Below are 17,523 nucleotides of genomic sequence, written 5' to 3' on the forward strand. Positions count from 1 at the left end.
AATAGTGAAAGCTCCACAATTGGAGCTTTTTTTATGCTATAAAATGGCTAAATCGCATAGTTTTTTTATTCTCATTTTTTAAAACTTTGCTACTAAAAAATGAACGTGTTTCTTTTACATTTCTAATTTAAATAGTATTTTTAAATTCTAATCTAACCAAATGAAAAATACCATTTCACAGAGAGTTGCAGACTTCTTAAAGAATTATCCTCCATTTAATTTTTTGCATCAGAAAGATCTAGAAAAGCTTTCTGAGCAGATTTCCATTATATATAAAGAAAAAGATGCCGTGATTTTTGCCGAAAACGACAAAACACACGATTCTTTTTATGTGGTACATAAAGGTGCTGTTGCTTTGAAAAAAAGCACTAAAAATACAGTTTTAGATATGTGCGATGAAGGAGATATTTTTGGTCTTCGTCCATTGTTGGCACAGGAAAATTATATTATGGAAGCTGTAGCACATGAGGAAAGCATTTTATACGCTATTCCAATTGCAGTTTTTAAACCTTATGCTCTGGAAAATAGAAATGTGGGTAATTTTTTGATTGAAAGTTATGCTTCTAATACTCGAAATCCATATTCAGATATTCACAAGGATAAATTATATGGAGATGATCAATTAAATGAAAATCTTCATTCTAGCAATCATTCTTTTGATTTAGCACCAATAAAATATTCAAAGAAAATTGTAACCTGCAGTCCGTCAACAACAGTTAAGGATATTGCAAAAATCATGAGCAAGAAAAAAGTTGGCGCAATTTTGATTGTAGACGAAATGCTTCCAATTGGTATTTTGACAGATAAAGATCTTAGAAATAAAATAGTTACCGGAGATTTCCCAATCACGACTACTGCCGAAACTATTATGACAAAACCCGTTATCACCTACCCTAAAAAAATGACGGTTACTGAGGCGCAGATGGCAATGATGAAAAGCAATATCAGTCATTTATGTTTAACAAAAGACGGAACGGTAAATACCAAAGCAGTCGGAATTTTATCCAAACATGATGTAATGGTTGCACTTGGAAATAATCCTGCCGTTTTGATAAAAGCTTTAAAACGAACTAAAAAAATTAAAGAAATAAAGCCAATTCGTAATCGAATTATGCAACTGTTGCAAGGTTATCTGGATCAAAATATTCCGATGACTTTGATTACCAAAATCATTACCGAATTGAATGAAGCCTGCACCACTCGTGTTATCGAAATTTGCATCGAAAAAATGAGCAGTCCGCCGCCTGTAAAATTTGCGTGGCTTGCACTTGGAAGCCAAGGTCGAGGCGAACAAATGTTACACACCGATCAGGATAATGCTATTGTTTATGAAAATGTAAATGAGGTTTTTAGAGACGAAACTAAAATTTATTTTCTAAAATTTGCTGGACTTGTCAATAAAGGTCTTTTTGAAATTGGTTACGATTACTGCCCTGCCGATATGATGGCTTCAAGTCCTAAATGGTGTATGAGTTTGGATGAATGGAAAGCTCACGTACATCATTGGATTACAAATCCAGGTAAAAATGAGGTTTTACTTTCGTTTATTTTCTTTGATTACAGCAAAACTTATGGTGATTCTGAAATCGTTAACGAATTGTCTAATTATATTTTTGAAGATGTAAAAGCCAATCCGATTTTTTATATGCATTTAGTAAGTGGAGCTTTGCAAAGCCCATCTCCTACTGGTTTCTTTAGGCAGTTTTTGGTTGAGCAAGATGGTGCCAACAAAGACAATTTTGATATTAAACGAAGAGCTTTAATGCCTTTAACCGATGCAGCGCGTCTTTTAATTTTATCCCATTCGGTAAAATCGATCAGCAATACGGCAGAGCGTTTTGAGAAATTAGCAGAACTGGAACCAAATAATAGAGAGTTGTATTTGTCTTGTTCTTATTCGTTTAAAGCCTTACTAAAATTCAGAACCAAACAAGGTCTTTTACACCATGATTCTGGTCAGTTTATCGAATTGGAATCTTTAACCAAAATGGAAAAAATCAAACTAAAACGTACTTTTAAAACTATCAAAGAACTTCAAGAGCTTATTTCTGTGCGTTTTAACATCTCAAATCTAGTATAATAATGAGTTTATTCAATTTTTGGAAAAAAGAAGAAAATAATTTATTCGATGAAAATATTACAATCGAAGAAACTCGTTTTGTAGTTTTAGATACCGAAACTACTGGTTTTGACTATGAAAATGACCGCATTTTATGCATTGGAGCGCTAGTTCTTCAAAACGGAATTATTAATGTCCAAGAGAGTTTTGAAGTGTATTTAGAACAAGATCATTACGATAAATCGACAGCTCAGATTCATGGAATCTTAAAAGATTTACTTATTAAACGACCGACCGAACTAGAGGCTCTGCAGCAGTTTTTGGCGTTTTTAGGCGATTCAATAATCATTGCTCATCATACTATTTTTGATATTACGATGATTAATAAAGCTTTGGAAAGAAACGGACTTCCACAATTAACAAATAAAACTTTAGATACTGCTTATTTATATAAAAAGACTTTAATTCAGTCTCATCTATTTGAACGAAAAGACCATTATACTTTAGATGATTTGGCAGATAAATTTGATATTTCTAAAAAAGATCGTCATACTGCTTTAGGCGATGCCTATATAACTGCTATTGCTTTTCTTAAAATTGTAAAAAAATTAAAGGAGAAAAAAGCAGTTAGTTTGAATCAGCTTTTTAAGTAATTAAGATTTTTTTAAGAGTCTTAAATTTACATTTATAACCTAGAATTTACTATTTAGTAATACAAGACTTATAAATATTAGCAATTAGAAAAAATAGCCATAACCTGTAATTTGTTTTTGAAAGATAGCTTTGCTTTAATCAAAAAAACAAAAACACTTATGAAAGCTAACTTTTTAAAATCAATTACTTTGCTTGGAATTACAGGTCTTTCTGTAATCAGCTGTCAAAATGATGACAAAGATTCTTCGAATAATGTAAACGCTAATATCGATTTTACTTCGCATTCAAATGTACCGCCATTTGTATATGCGATGACAGGTTTCGAAAATTTAAAAATCAGCACTTTAATTGCTAGTACAGACGTGCTTGCTCAATCGCCTACTTTTGTTTACGGTGCTCAACCTGATGGAGCCGGATTAATGAAAGATCCAAATGGTGATGGCTATATTATGATTACAAATCACGAGATTCTACAATCGGTTTCAAGAGTTTATTTAGATAAAACATTTAAACCTGTAAAAGGAGAATATATAGTTGACGGAGTTGGTGGTTTAACTCGTTTGTGTTCTGCAACATTGGCGACACCAGAAATCCACGGATTTGGACCAATGTTTTTAACTGCTGGAGAAAGCGGACAGGAAAGTATGGTTCACGGAATCAATCCGCTAGGATTAACTTCTGATAAAGCTAGAAAAGACAGAGTTTTGCCAGCTTTAGGAAAAGCAAGTATGGAAAACGCGGTTCCGCTACCAAAAGAAGCTTATCCAGGAAAAACAGTTATTTTGATTGGAGAAGATCAATCTTATGCAACTTCACACGTAAGTGCAGGGCAATTAATTATGTATGTAAGCACGGTTGGTGATTTGAACAACGGAAAATTATATGCATTAAAAAGAACAGACGGAAACCAAGTTGAAAAAACTATAGTATTGAATAGTTCTTATCCTGTTGAATTTGTTGAAATTCCAGATGCTAAAAACTTAACTGGTGCGGTAATCAATACAACGGTTAATGATTTAAAAGCAATTCGTTTTTCTAGAGTTGAAGACGTAGACTACAGAAAAGGAAGCGCGAACAATAATAGAGAAATATATTTTACAGCTACAGGTCAGGCGACAAATAATGCTCCAGTTGAAGGTTACACGATGTGGGGAAGAGTTTATAAATTGAAATTAGACGCTTCAAATCCATTAAAAGGAACTTTAGAATTAGCTGTTGAAGGCGACAGTACTCCTGGAACTGGAATCATCAATCCTGATAACTTATGTGTAACTGAAAACTACGTTTATATTCAAGAAGATGGTGACAGTTATTATGCCGATGCAAAACACGATTCATACATTTGGCAGTACGACATCGCTACAAAACAAAATAAAGCTTGGTTAAACATGAACCACAAAAGAACAGATGTTGCTTGGAACACACTTTATAACCAAACTGGCGAAATGAGATTTGGAAGCTGGGAATTTGGTGCTATGCAAGACATTTCAGACATCATTGGTGTTCCAGATACTTTCACGGTAAATATTCACCCTCACACATGGCAGAGCGATGCATTCAAAAATGCTGACGGTTCAGGAACTCAAACTAACAAAGAGGGAGGACAAACTGTAATTATTAGAAACGTACAACGCTAATAATTTCTACCAAAATCTTATTGACAACCCTTATTTTTCGATAAGGGTTGTTTCTATTACAACACCATTATGAAATTAAAACATCTTACTTTTCTATTCCTACTGCTTTCTTTTTTCTTTTCATGCAAAGAAAGCGAAGCCTCAAAACCAACGGTTAAACAAGAATTACTTGTCGATTTAAGTAAACTTAGCAATGAAATTACTCAATTTCAGAAACTTGTAACCAGCAATTCTTCAGAAAAAGAAATTGTCGAACAATTTAAAAAATCTCGTCTGGCATATAAAAAAGTCGAATGGGCAATTGAATATTTCATTCCTGAAACAGCTAGATTCATGAATGGCCCAGCTTTGGATGAAATGGAACTAGAAGAAAACAGATCTTTTGAACCTCATGGTTTTCAGGTTATGGAAGAAATGATTTATCCAGAATATGACAGCAAAAGCAAAGAAGATTTAATACGAGAGTTGAATATTTTTCAATCAAATATTAAACAGCTCAAAAGCACTTTTGAAGTGATTACCATTAGCGATGATTATGTTTTGGATGCCATGCAGCAGAATGTTTTTAGAGTTATTGCTTTAGGAATTACTGGTTTTGATAGTCCGATTCTGCAGTCTTCAATTCCAGAAACTGGCCAGAGTTTAATCTCAATTCCAGAAACGCTTGAAAAGATTGATGCTGGTAATAAATCGGTATCTGAATTAAGAGAGTTAACAAAAAACGCACAAAAATACTGCACTGAAAATAATAATTTCAATGCTTTCAATCGTGCCGTTTTTATAACTGAATATTTGAATCCGATTTCGAAAAAACTGAAAACTTTTCAGAAAGAAGAAAACATTAAAAATGTAAAGAAGAGCAGTCCGCTAAAACCAACAATTGAAACTTTATTTGATAAAGACGCTTTTGATGTAAATGCTTTTGTGCTTTCAAAAGAATATAATTATACTAAAGAAAAAGCAGTTTTAGGAGAAAAATTGTTTTATGATACAAGTCTTTCAAAAAACAATGACCGAAGCTGTGCAACTTGCCATAATCCAGAAAAAGCTTTTACTGATGGCTTAAAAACTAATGTTTCATTAACGGGAATGAATTTACCCCGAAACACTCCTACTCTAACCTACGCTTCTCTGCAAAATGCTCAATTTTGGGATATGCGCCAATTGGATTTAGAAAAGCAGAGTGTAGATGTGATTCAGAATAAAGATGAAATGCACGGCTCGATGGAAAACATTCATGCTAAAATTCAGCTGGATAAAGAATATGTAAAACTATTCAAAAAAGCCTTTCCAAAAACCTCAAAACCTGAAGCTTGGCAGATTCAAAATGCTATTGCGAGTTATGTACGCTCTTTAAACTCTTTTGATTCCAGATTTGATGAATATATGAGAGGAAATAAAAACGTGCTGAACAATGAGGAAATCGAAGGAATGAACCTTTTTATGGGAAAAGCAAAATGCGCTACCTGCCATTTTACACCTTTATTTAACGGAACGGTTCCTCCAAGTTATTCCAAAACCGAACACGAAGTTATTGGAACTCCTAGTGATGTTTCTGGAAAATCTTTAAGTTCAGACAAAGGCCGTTATATATACAATCAAATGCCTCAATTAATTGGTGCCTTTAAAACGCCGACGGTTAGAAATTCGGCTGTTACAGCTCCGTACATGCATAACGGAGTTTTTAAAACGCTGGAAGAGGTAGTTACTTTCTACAACAAAGGAGGCGGAATTGGCTTGGGCTACGAAGTAGAAAATCAGACCCTCCCTTTCGATAAACTGAATTTAACGGTAAAAGAAGAAAAAGCTCTTGTTGCTTTTATGAAAACGCTCACGGATAAAAAATACCAGTAAAACCAAAATAAAACTCTATTAAATAAAAACGCCGAAAATTAATTTTTTCGGCGTTTTTTCATTTTTTTATTCTTCTATAAAAAGGCGATAAGGAAATACATTTGATGACCTATTTTTTAAGTTCTTTATAAAGCTCTCGCATAAATAATCCCATTCTATGGTGCACCTCCAGGATATGTTGGTTATGAAGAAGGTGGTTTATTAGTAAACAAGATTAGACAAAAACCATATTCTATTGTTTTATTTGACGAAATTGAAAAGGCACATCCTTCCGTTTTTGACGTATTTTTACAGATTATGGACGAAGGAAAACTGCACGATCGCTTAGGTAAAGAAGGCGATTTTTCCAATGCCATAATTCTCTTTACATCGAATATTGGTGCAGATCATATCGTAAATACATTTAACAATGGTGAAATTCCAACTTCAGGTTCTTTAATGGAAATTATGGCAAATTATTTCAGACCTGAATTTTTGGGAAGATTAACTGAAATCATACCTTTTGCACCTATAAGCAAAGAAAATGCATTGAAAATTTTTGAAATCCATCTTAAAAAGGAATTTATGGATTTATTAAAAAACATCAATATTAAAGTAGAGATTCCGATGGAAGCCAAGCTCTATCTTGCTGAAAATGGTTATAATGCTAAATATGGAGCTAGACCTATTAAAACCATTATCAGAACTCATTTAAGAAGACCTCTAGCTAAAAAAATAATTTCTGGTGAAGTGCAAGATGGAGATACAATTAAGGTGATTATCGAAAACAACGAAGTGCAATGGGTTAAAGAAGAAGCTTTTACTTCCGTTGAAAAATAAATTTAAACCATAAAAAAACGCTAAGATTAATTTCTTAGCGTTTTTCATTTCTATTCTAAAACCAAACCTATTTGGCCATCATCATCTAATTCTGTTTCAACAGGATCGTCTTCTGGGATTTCTGGTTTTTCAGGAACTTCTTCAACAGGCTCTTCATAAGGAAGCGGATCTAATAAATTTACTTGTCTTAATTTATCAGTTGTCAATTGATTTCCAAGAGCTTTGAAACCTTTTACGGCTATAAAGTCTTCTACATCAATATGAAGATCGTCTTTTTGAACGCCTTTTACTTTCGCAAATACCAATTGTGCTACAGGTCTATAATCTGTAGAAACAATCTCTAATTGAGAATTTGGGTGATCTGTAATAAAGCTTTCTTCTTTTCCTTCATTTTCAACCAAGAAACGTTTCAAAAAGTAACGCTCTTTTTCTCCATCATAGTAAATTGCAGAAATCGGTTTTTTAGGTTTCCATTTCTCCAAAACAATCATGTCTTCATCGAAATGCGTAGATAACTCTGGAATAATTACTTTCAATTTCCCTGACTGACTAATTACTAAGATTTTGTCTGTCGGTTTAAATTCTCCTAGCAATTCTCCTCTTGCATCAACATTTAAACGTTTTACGGTATCGTCAAACCAAACTTTTCTTGGAAGTAAAGTCGAAATTCCTTTTTCTTTTAATTCGATCTTCTTGATTGGATATTTGGTTACTAAGTTTCCTTTAGAACCACGTCCTTTGATTGCTAGTTTCGCAAAATCAATATCGAATTTCAGCTTTTTAATTGTTCCAACCTGACGCAGTAAAATCGTTACAACCTCAGCTTCTCCATTTGGATTATGTGAAAAATAAACTACTTGAGAACCGTTTGTTCCATTTGTCAAATCGTACGCTTTATCACGTGTTACACCAGTAACATTAAAACGTTTGATATAAGATGGCCCAGATTTACCATCACGGTACATCATATTATAAATGGTGCGTTTATCGTTTTTATCAAAAACGGCAGCGTGTATAATATCTTTTCCGATAAAAGTTTTGGCATCGACTTTTGTAATCATCAATGTTCCGTCTCTTAAAAACACGATAACATCATCAATATCAGAACAATCTCCTACGTATTCATCTTTCTTTAAACTCGTTCCAACGAATCCTTCTTCACGGTTCACGTAAAGTTTTGTGTTACGTAAAACTACTTTTGTCGCTTCCACGTTGTCAAAAACACGAAGTTCTGTTTGACGTTCGCGTCCTTTTCCGTATTTCTCTTTTAATTTTGTAAAGTAAGCAATTGCAAAATCTGTTAAATGTTCCAGATTATACTCTACTTCTTTCATTTCTTCTTCCAATCTCGAAATCAATTCATCTGCTTTATCAGAATCAAAACGAGTGATACGAATCATCGGAATTTGAGTCAAACGCTGTAAATCATCGTCGTTAATTTCTCTAACGAATGATTTCTTAAAAGGTTCAAATCTATCATACAAGTATTTGTATAATGATTCTCTATCCCCGTATAATTTGAAGTCAATATACATTTCTTCACGAATGAATATTTTCTCCAAAGTAGAAAAGTGCCACTTATTTTTTAATTCTTCTAGCTGAATTTCAAGCTCTTGTTTTAGCAAATCAACAGTTCTTTCTGTTGAAATTCTCAACATTTGAGAAACACCAATAAATAATGGCTTATTATCTTCAATAACACATCCTAAAGGCGCAACAGATGTTTCGCAGGCAGTAAATGCAAACAAAGCATCAATTGTTTTGTCTGGTGAAACACCTGGGAAAAGATGAATTAAAATCTCAACATCGGCTGCTGTATTATCTTCAATTTTCTTGATTTTGATTTTACCTTTTTCATTGGCTTTCAAAATACTGTCAATTAAACTCGATGTATTGGTAGAAAACGGAATCTGTGTAATCACCAATGTATTTTTGTCTAATTGCGAAATCTTAGCACGCACACGCACACGTCCGCCTCGCATTCCGTCGTTGTAGTTGGAAACGTCGGCAATACCCTGCGTCATAAAATCAGGATAAAGCGTAAATGGTTTTCCTTTTAAGATTTTAATCGAAGCGTCTATTAATTCATTGAAGTTATGAGGCAAAACTTTTGTTGAAAGTCCAACCGCAATACCTTCAGCCCCTTGTGCTAAAAGCAACGGGAATTTGACAGGAAGATTAATTGGTTCTGCTTTTCTACCATCATACGATAGTCCCCATTCTGTAATTTTTGGAGAATATAAAACCTCTAAAGCAAATTTCGATAAACGTGCCTCAATATAACGGGGCGCTGCCGCACCGTCGCCAGTTAGTATATTTCCCCAGTTTCCTTGGCAATCAATCAATAAATCTTTTTGACCAATCTGCACCATAGCATCACCAATACTAGCATCTCCGTGTGGATGATACTGCATCGTGTGACCAACAACATTGGCAACTTTATTATAACGACCATCATCCAGCTCTTTTAAAGAGTGCATAATACGACGCTGAACAGGTTTGAATCCGTCCTCGATAGCAGGAACTGCACGCTCCAGAATTACGTACGAAGCATAATCCAGAAACCAGTCTTTGTACATTCCGGTTACTTTGGTAATAACGTCTTCGCCTTCTTCTTCCTGATTTTCGTAAAAATGTACTCCTTCAAAATGTTTTCCTTCCCCATCAATTACATCATCATCGCCATCCTGAATGTTATCCAGATTTTCATCTGAATTATTTTCGTCGTCGTTTGGAATTATGTTATCGTCTTCTTCGTCTTTCATTTAATTATATTCTAATTATAATTCTATTTCTTTTCGAGTAATTCTTTTAAAGCTTCAACACTTGGCAAAACGGTCTTATATTTACTGGCAAATATTTGCTCATTGTTTTCTGGCAAAGTATATTTTACAACCGCTTCGCTTTTATTCTGGCAAAGTACAATTCCGATAGTTTTGTTTTCATCTTCCAAGCGCATTTCTCTATCGTAATAATTGACATACATTTGCATCTGGCCTAAATCCTGATGTTTTAATTCGCCTATTTTTAAATCTATTAGGACAAAACACCGCAATATTCTATTGTAAAAAACTAAATCAATTCTAAAATGTTTATCATCAAAAGTAATTCTTTCCTGTCTTGCAACAAAAGTAAAACCATGACCTAACTCTAGTAAGAAATGCTCTAGCTTATTAATAATTTCTTCTTCTAATTGCGATTCCGAATATTGATTCAATTCAGGTAATCCTAAAAATTCAAGAATGTAAGGATCTTTGATGATATCTTTTGGTTTCTCAATAATTTGACCTTCTTCGGAAAGTTTTAAGATTCCTTCTTTATCACGGCTTAACGCTAATCTTGTATAAAGAGCAGTGTCATATTGGCGTTTTAATTCTCTTACACTCCAATTATGTTTTTCAGCTTCTATTTTATAGAAACGCCTTTCTTTTTCATCATCAATTCGCATTAAAAAAATATAATGGCTAAAAGTCAATTTAAAAAATGAAGACAAAGTTTGATAATCCACTTTATCAAATTTCGCAGACACTGACTGCGTTTTTTGAGATTCGAATTCCGCAGACACTGTCTGCGCTTTTTGAATTTGTAAAATCCGAGACAGTGACTCGGATTTTGAGAAAGTCATATAGAACTGTCTTATTTGTTCCAAATTTCTAATCGAAAATCCTTTTCCAAACTCCTTTGTCAATTGTTGAGAAAGCCCTTTTAAAAGCTGTTTACCATATTCCGCCCTATCTTTTCCATTTTGTTCTTCTTCAACTATAATTCTTCCTATTTCAAAATAAGTAATGGTCATTGTTGAATTTACGGTACGTAAAACCTGTTGTCGGGCATTTTGCAATAACTCGGCAACTTGCTGAAAAATGACTTTATTTTGAAGACCGTCTGGCACTATAACTTTTATTTAACTATTAAGCCTCCTCCAGCTCATCAATCTCAACCTTCAGATTCTTTATAATAAAGTCCTGTCTGTCTGGCGTATTTTTACCCATATAGAAAGACAACAATTGCTCGATCGAAGTATGTTTATCCATCATAACAGGATCTAAACGAATTGTATCTCCAATAAAGTTCTTGAACTCATCTGGCGAAATCTCTCCCAAACCTTTGAATCGGGTGATTTCTGGTTTTGGCTTTAGTTTTTCGATCGCGTCTTTTCTTTCTTCTTCAGAATAACAATAAATCGTTTCTTTTTTGTTTCTAACCCTGAAAAGCGGTGTCTGTAAAATATACAAATGTCCTTCTTTTATTAATTCTGGGAAAAACTGCAAGAAGAACGTAATTAAAAGCAAACGAATGTGCATTCCGTCGACATCGGCATCGGTTGCGATTACGATGTTGTTATAACGTAATTTTTCTAGTCCGTCTTCGATATCAAGTGCAGCTTGAAGTAAGTTGAATTCTTCGTTTTCATACACAATCTTTTTAGACATTCCGTATGAATTCAAAGGTTTACCACGCAAACTGAAAACCGCTTGCGTATTTACGTCACGTGACTTTGTAATCGATCCAGAAGCCGAATCCCCTTCGGTAATAAAAAGCGTGCTTTCTAAGTTTCTTGGGTTTTTAGTGTCTGGAAGATGCGCGCGACAATCTCTTAATTTTTTATTGTGAAGATTGGCTTTTTTAGCACGATCTGTCGCCAGTTTTCTAATTCCTGACAATTCTTTTCTTTCGCGTTCTGCCTGAAGAATTTTACGCAATAAAGCTTCAGCTGTCGGCGGATTTTTATGCAGGTAATTATCGAGTTTTGTTTTGATGAAATCGTTAACGAAAGTACGAACAGAAACTGCAGGAGTTCCATCGTCAGATCCCATATCTGTAGAACCTAATTTTGTTTTGGTCTGAGACTCAAAAACCGGCTCCATCACTTTAATACTAATAGCACTAACAATTGATTTACGAACGTCTGATGCTTCGAAATTCTTGTTGTAAAACTCACGAATCGTTTTTACAACCGCCTCACGGTAAGCCGCTAAGTGCGTTCCTCCTTGCGTTGTATTTTGACCGTTTACGAAAGAGTGATATTCTTCACTATATTGGGTTTTACTATGTGTCAGCGCAACCTCAATATCATGATCTTTTAAATGAATGATTGGATATTCTAAATCTTCTTCATTAATCGTTTCTTCTAATAAATCACGAAGCCCGTTTTCTGAATAGTATTTTTCTCCGTTGAAAATAATCGTTAAACCATTGTTCAAATAACAATAGTTTTTAACCATTTTTACGACATATTCTAAACGGAATTTGTAATTTTTGAAAATCGTTTCGTCTGGCGTAAAAATTACTTTCGTCCCTTTACGTTTGGTCGTATCGATTACCTCTTCTTCTAAAACTAAATTTCCTGCCGAAAACTCCGCTCCTTTTTGTTTATCATCACGAACCGATTCTACACGGAAATAATTAGACAAAGCATTTACCGCTTTTGTTCCGACACCATTCAAACCAACTGATTTCTGGAAAGCTTTAGAATCGTACTTTCCACCAGTATTCATTTTCGAAACTACATCGACCACTTTACCCAATGGAATTCCTCGTCCGTAATCACGAACAGAAACTGTTTTGTCTTTAATACTTACTTCAATAGTTTTTCCGGCACCCATAACGAATTCATCGATACAGTTGTCTAAAACCTCTTTCAAAAGAATGTAAATACCATCATCCGGTGATGATCCGTCCCCTAATTTCCCGATGTACATACCCGGACGCATACGAATATGTTCCTTCCAATCGAGTGAACGAATATTATCTTCGTTGTATTGATTTTGCTCTAGCATAAATGAATTTAGGATTTTTGGCTAATGTACCATTTATCGGTAAAAAATGAAAGTCTATTTTTTCTTTTGTTACGAATAATAACAGTTTTTAAACCAATTTAAATTGATTTTAAAAAATACGACCGTTAAAAATATAAAAAAACAACGATGAAACAAAAAAATACTATTTGATTCCGAGTACTTCTTTTGCCAAATCAATCATTTCGGGCGTTCCCGTATTTTTGTTCTTTTCGTCAGAGAGTTTTACAACGCCTTGCCAATGTGTATTATCGGGTTTTGTATCGGTTAATTTAATGACCATATTCATTGCTGGAAGACCAACATCGTTTGTGAAATTTGTTCCAATCCCGAATGACATTTTTATTTTGTCTTGACAGAAATCTACAATCTTTTTTACTTTTTCATAATTGAGTGAATCAGAAAAAACAATCGCTTTTGATTTTGGATCAATTCCCATTTTGATATAATGCGAAATTACTTTTTGAGCAAATTCTATCGGATCGCCACTATCATGTCGAACTCCGTCAAAAAGTTTGGAATATTTTTTATCAAATTGATTGAAAAATATTTCTGTAGTATAAGTATCTGTTAAAGCAATTCCGAGATCTCCGCCATAGACTTTTGTCCAGTTTTCAAGTCCAATGGAATTCGCCATTTTAAAACCATATTGCGCAGCATGAAACATAAACCATTCGTGAGCGTGCGTCCCTAAAGGTCTTCGATTATTTACCATTGCAAAATGAACATTACTGGTTCCTATAAAACTATGCCCGCCATAAGTACGTAAAGTTTCGTTTACCAAATCTTGTACATCATAAGAATGGCGCCTTCTCGTTCCAAATTCTAAGATCGAAACTCCAAGTTTATTGTAATTATCGATTTTATCTTTGGTAAGACTTTTTACAGCTTCATCATTTAAACGAATTAGATGATTGGCTTTGTAAAACAGTTCTGAAATCAAAGCCATCAAAGGCACTTCCCATAAAATGGTTCTATACCAAAATCCTTCAACAACAACTTTAATTTCTGAACCTTCTTGACTTATCTGAACTTCTGACGGATCAAAACTATAACCCTGCAAAAAATCTAAATAAGTAGGATCAAGATATTGGCAATAATGCGACAGATAACTTTTTTCTTCTTTTGTTAAACGAAGATCGGCCATTGCATCTACCGAATGGCGAAGTAAATCTGCAAAACCATCTGGAAAAATATGTTTACCACGATTTATAAATCCGTAACGAACTTTTGCTTTTGGGAAAAGTTTGATTACAGCATGTTGCATCGTAAATTTATAGAAATCATTGTCTAAAATTGATTTCAAAAAGGTTGTTTCCATGGTATTCATGTTCGGATCATTCCTCGCTAAGATACGGCAATTTCAGGAAACATAATAGATTGAAGAACTCTTATTTTTATACAATTTTAAAAGAAACAATACTACTCGTGTCAACAAAAATGGTGATATAATTACCCACATTGCTGTCAATAAGAATTTGGAATTCTAAACCTCCTCTTCTTTCTTTTGGATTTTGAATTTTAACTGGCTGATTCTTTTTATTTAAATAAAAAACCTGATTAGATTTAGAAACGTTTTTAATTTCTACCGTTATTCTATCTCCGTTTTTCACTTCGATTATACCTGTATTGGGAGTTTTGATTTTATAATCGTTTTCGATGGTTTTATTGTAAATCAAAGGTCCGTTTAAGAAATCTTCCTTGCTTAATCTATCTCCTAAAAAAGATCCAGAATCTGGAAAATGTTTAGCGAAGAAATAGTCAGGATCGGTATCAAAATAAATTGGATTAAAATCATTAACCATTCTTCCTTTGTTGCTGTCATAATAACCTTGTCCCCAAGTTACGTCAACCAAACGCCATTTTCTATCGATATAAACCATGTTCCAAGCGTGATTTGACGAAGTATTTTTTCTTCCAATATCAGCTAATCTAGTTTTAGAATCTCCCTTAACCACTTCGCACTTCAGTCTAACCTGCTCTGCTAAATTCTGATACAAAGCAGTGAAACCTTCGCAAACTGCTTTTTTAGAGTTAAAAGCTTTTTGAATAAGATTATCGTTTAGCTGTTTAATTTTTCTTTGTTTTTCAGCTTCAGAAGAATAACTGAACCCCTGCACTCTTGGCGGATTCAAAAATGCATTATAATCGTATTTTATATTTAAAGCAATCCAAGTATAGATAGCTCGTGCACGATCTGAATCTGATTTAAAATCTTTTTCGATTCTTTCGGCTAATTTTTCGGTAGTATTAAAGCTTTTCGGGTATTTTGCAACAATCTTATCGACTTCATTTACCGGTTGGGCAAAAGCTAAATTCAGAAAGAAAGTACTCAAAAAAAGACATAGAAAAGCAATCTTTTTTAGTGGCATGTATTTAAAAACTTGATGTTATAATATCTTTTAATTGTTGATCTAATTCAGGATTTGAGATTTTATTTTCGTCTAAATCAAAATTTGAATTGAAAGAAGGAAGCGAAAAAGCTCCTTTAATTTCTGCGCCATAACGAGGAAAAAGATTCTGCGCAATTCCTAAAACTGATGAACCGCCTCTTCCTCCTGGCGAAGTTGCCAATAATAACATTGGTTTGTGCTGGAAAACATCTTTTTCTATTCTTGAGCTCCAATCGAAAACATTTTTGAAGGCAACAGAATAATTTCCATTATTTTCTGCCATAGAAACTACTAAAATATCAGCTTCTTTTAATTTATTTAAAAATGCTTGAGCCACTTCATGCTGACCAACTTCTTTTTCAAGATCAACACTAAAAACTGGCATAGCAAAATCATTCAGGTCTAAAACTTCAACATCTGCATTTTCAAATAAACTTGATGCATAAGTTGCCAAACGTTTATTGATTGACTGCTTGCTGTTACTTCCTCCAAAGGCTATAATTTTCATATTGTGGTATTTATAAGTTTTATACTTTCAAAAATTAAGCCATAAAATTACAATCCGTTTTTATTTAAACAAAAAAGACAGCATCTGTTTGGTTTATTTTTTTATTTAGATTCTATTTCAAAAACCTCTTTTTGTATTTCTACTGAATAGTCATTTGGCGAAATACTTCCTCCAAAAGCTTTTGCATACACCTTCGTAAATTCTGCTCCAAAGTATAAAATAATAGCCGAATAATAAACCCAAACCAAAATTATAATTACAGAACCCGCCGCGCCATAAACACTTGCGACGGTAGAATTTCCCAGATAAAGTCCAATTGCAAATTTACCGATCATGAATAAAATTGCTGTACTTGACGCTCCTATAAAAGCATCTTTCCATCTGATAATTCCATCTGGTAAAGTTCGGAATATAATAGCAAAAAGCAATGTGATGCTGGCAAAAACAATTACCAAATTTACTACATAAAAAAAGTAAACTGTCGTATCAGGAAAATACAATTTTAAACGAGCATTTAAAACATCTAAAGTAGCGTTAACTATTAAACTGACTAACATTAAAAACCCAACAGAAACGATCATAGAAAAGGACATGATTCTGTTTTGGATAAATTTTCGAAGTCCTTTATTGGGTTTTGCACGAAGTCCCCAAATGTAATTTATGGAACTCTGAATTTCTGCAAAAACTCCCGAAGCCCCAATCAGCAGCATCACAACCCCAAAAATGGTTACAAATACATTACTGTCTGATAATTGAACATTTTTGATTGCCTCCTGAATCTGTACCGCAGCATTATTTCCAACCAACCTATTTATTTGACCGTACAATTGCCCTGTGACTGCCTCTTCCCCAAAAAAGAAGCCACAAATAGTAATTATAATAATCAATAAAGGAGGCAAAGCAAAAATGGTATAATAAGATAATGCCGCACTGAGCTTAATAGCATTATCGTCGTTGAATTCTAAAAATGTTGTTTTTAATAAATACCAAGTTTTTGAAAAGATGTTATGATTTTTCATTTGCTGATTTTTCGATATTTACTCAAATTTAAGCATTAATGAAAATTCTTTACTTCTTGGATTTTAGCCAGATTTTACATTTTTACCATGTATGTATTTTTTAATCTATTTTGAGATTTTATTATATTCTTCTTCTCTTCCTAAATTTTTTATTTTTAATATTTTTCGAAACTCACTTCTTGTTGGTTTGAGTAAATAAGAAAGTGAATCTATTTTTTGTCCTTTAATTTTGGTAACAGAATCTATTTTTTTTACATCATCAGCAAAATCAATATATTTCATTTTTAAAATATTCTTTTGCAACGAAATAATCCTTAATCGCCAAAAAAGAGAATCTCTATCACTAATAACAAGATGGCTATTAATTATTTTTGCTTTTTGATTGTATGAGAATCTAAAAATTGTATCAATATCTTTCCTGCTTATTTCTAAAGAATCTCCAATTTCAATCATAGAATATTTTTTCAAAGTTTCTCTTTCAATAAGTTGATCATTTACGATATCGAAATAATTTTTTAAAGAGTCTAAAAAACTTTTATGATATCTATCTTTAAAGAAATATTCTTTTAAAATTCTATCTTCTTCAATTCTTAAAAAAGTAGAATCTTTATCAACATACACACCTTTAAATCTTGTCGGAAAACCACTTAATTCAGAATCATTTTCTGGTTGTGGTTTTTCAAAATAAAGACAACCATAACATTGTGCTTCTGCATCCGCTTTTATACATGAAATACTTAATGATATTAATACAAAAATTAAAATAAGCTTTTTCATAATCT

The 17,523-nt window shown here is 33.2% G+C and carries 12 protein-coding genes and 1 pseudogene; 5 read left to right on the plus strand and 8 right to left on the minus strand.

Annotated elements, in window-relative coordinates; all coding sequences use genetic code 11:
- Nucleotides 1-160 precede the first annotated feature (160 nt).
- From OD917_RS19135 to OD917_RS19155, 5 genes and pseudogenes are all read left to right on the plus strand, one after another.
- Nucleotides 161-2,080 carry a DUF294 nucleotidyltransferase-like domain-containing protein gene (locus OD917_RS19135; protein ID WP_263525023.1) on the plus strand — a complete coding sequence of 640 codons (1,920 nt, stop codon included), beginning with the start codon at nucleotides 161-163 and terminating at the stop codon, nucleotides 2,078-2,080.
- A gap of 2 nt (nucleotides 2,081-2,082) precedes the next feature.
- Nucleotides 2,083-2,712: a PolC-type DNA polymerase III gene (locus OD917_RS19140; RefSeq protein WP_263525024.1), complete on the plus strand. Its 630-nt coding sequence runs from the start codon at nucleotides 2,083-2,085 to the stop codon at nucleotides 2,710-2,712.
- A 159-nt stretch (nucleotides 2,713-2,871) separates the two neighbouring features.
- Nucleotides 2,872-4,350, plus strand: a complete 1,479-nt coding sequence (locus OD917_RS19145) for a PhoX family protein (protein WP_263525025.1) — start codon at nucleotides 2,872-2,874, stop codon at nucleotides 4,348-4,350.
- 69 nt (nucleotides 4,351-4,419) lie between these two features.
- Nucleotides 4,420-6,204, plus strand: coding sequence for a cytochrome-c peroxidase (locus OD917_RS19150; protein ID WP_263525026.1), 1,785 nt, complete (start codon nucleotides 4,420-4,422; stop codon nucleotides 6,202-6,204).
- Nucleotides 6,205-6,360: 156 nt separating this feature from the next.
- Nucleotides 6,361-7,023, plus strand: a pseudogene (locus OD917_RS19155) (AAA family ATPase); the annotation flags it as partial.
- Between the two features lie 50 nt (nucleotides 7,024-7,073).
- Here the strand turns inward: OD917_RS19155 and OD917_RS19160 are convergent.
- From OD917_RS19160 to OD917_RS19195, 8 genes are all read right to left on the minus strand, one after another.
- Nucleotides 7,074-9,788: a DNA gyrase/topoisomerase IV subunit A gene (locus OD917_RS19160; protein ID WP_263525027.1), complete on the minus strand. Its 2,715-nt coding sequence runs from the start codon at nucleotides 9,786-9,788 to the stop codon at nucleotides 7,074-7,076.
- A 23-nt stretch (nucleotides 9,789-9,811) separates the two neighbouring features.
- On the minus strand, nucleotides 9,812-10,915 hold the full coding sequence (locus tag OD917_RS19165) for a YhcG family protein (protein WP_263525028.1): 1,104 nt from the start codon (nucleotides 10,913-10,915) through the stop codon (nucleotides 9,812-9,814).
- Nucleotides 10,916-10,934: 19 nt separating this feature from the next.
- Nucleotides 10,935-12,803 (minus strand): DNA topoisomerase IV subunit B, encoded by a 1,869-nt coding sequence (locus OD917_RS19170; RefSeq protein ID WP_263525029.1) that lies wholly within the window; start codon nucleotides 12,801-12,803, stop codon nucleotides 10,935-10,937.
- A gap of 163 nt (nucleotides 12,804-12,966) precedes the next feature.
- The gene (gene pncB / locus OD917_RS19175) at nucleotides 12,967-14,142 is read right to left on the minus strand and encodes a nicotinate phosphoribosyltransferase (RefSeq protein WP_263525030.1); all 1,176 of its coding nucleotides are present in this window, start codon (nucleotides 14,140-14,142) and stop codon (nucleotides 12,967-12,969) included.
- Nucleotides 14,143-14,218: 76 nt separating this feature from the next.
- Nucleotides 14,219-15,193, minus strand: a complete 975-nt coding sequence (locus OD917_RS19180) for a transglutaminase domain-containing protein (RefSeq protein ID WP_263525031.1) — start codon at nucleotides 15,191-15,193, stop codon at nucleotides 14,219-14,221.
- Nucleotides 15,194-15,197: 4 nt separating this feature from the next.
- Nucleotides 15,198-15,722 (minus strand): NADPH-dependent FMN reductase, encoded by a 525-nt coding sequence (locus OD917_RS19185; RefSeq protein ID WP_263525032.1) that lies wholly within the window; start codon nucleotides 15,720-15,722, stop codon nucleotides 15,198-15,200.
- 101 nt (nucleotides 15,723-15,823) lie between these two features.
- Complete coding sequence (locus OD917_RS19190) at nucleotides 15,824-16,741, minus strand: YihY/virulence factor BrkB family protein (RefSeq protein ID WP_263525033.1); 918 nt, start codon at nucleotides 16,739-16,741, stop codon at nucleotides 15,824-15,826.
- Nucleotides 16,742-16,846: 105 nt separating this feature from the next.
- The gene (locus OD917_RS19195; protein ID WP_263525034.1) at nucleotides 16,847-17,518 is read right to left on the minus strand and encodes a hypothetical protein; all 672 of its coding nucleotides are present in this window, start codon (nucleotides 17,516-17,518) and stop codon (nucleotides 16,847-16,849) included.
- Between the last annotated feature and the right edge of the window lie 5 nt (nucleotides 17,519-17,523).

It is taken from the genome of Flavobacterium sp. SH_e, from assembly GCF_025717045.1.
Taxonomy (GTDB): Bacteria; Bacteroidota; Bacteroidia; order Flavobacteriales; family Flavobacteriaceae; genus Flavobacterium.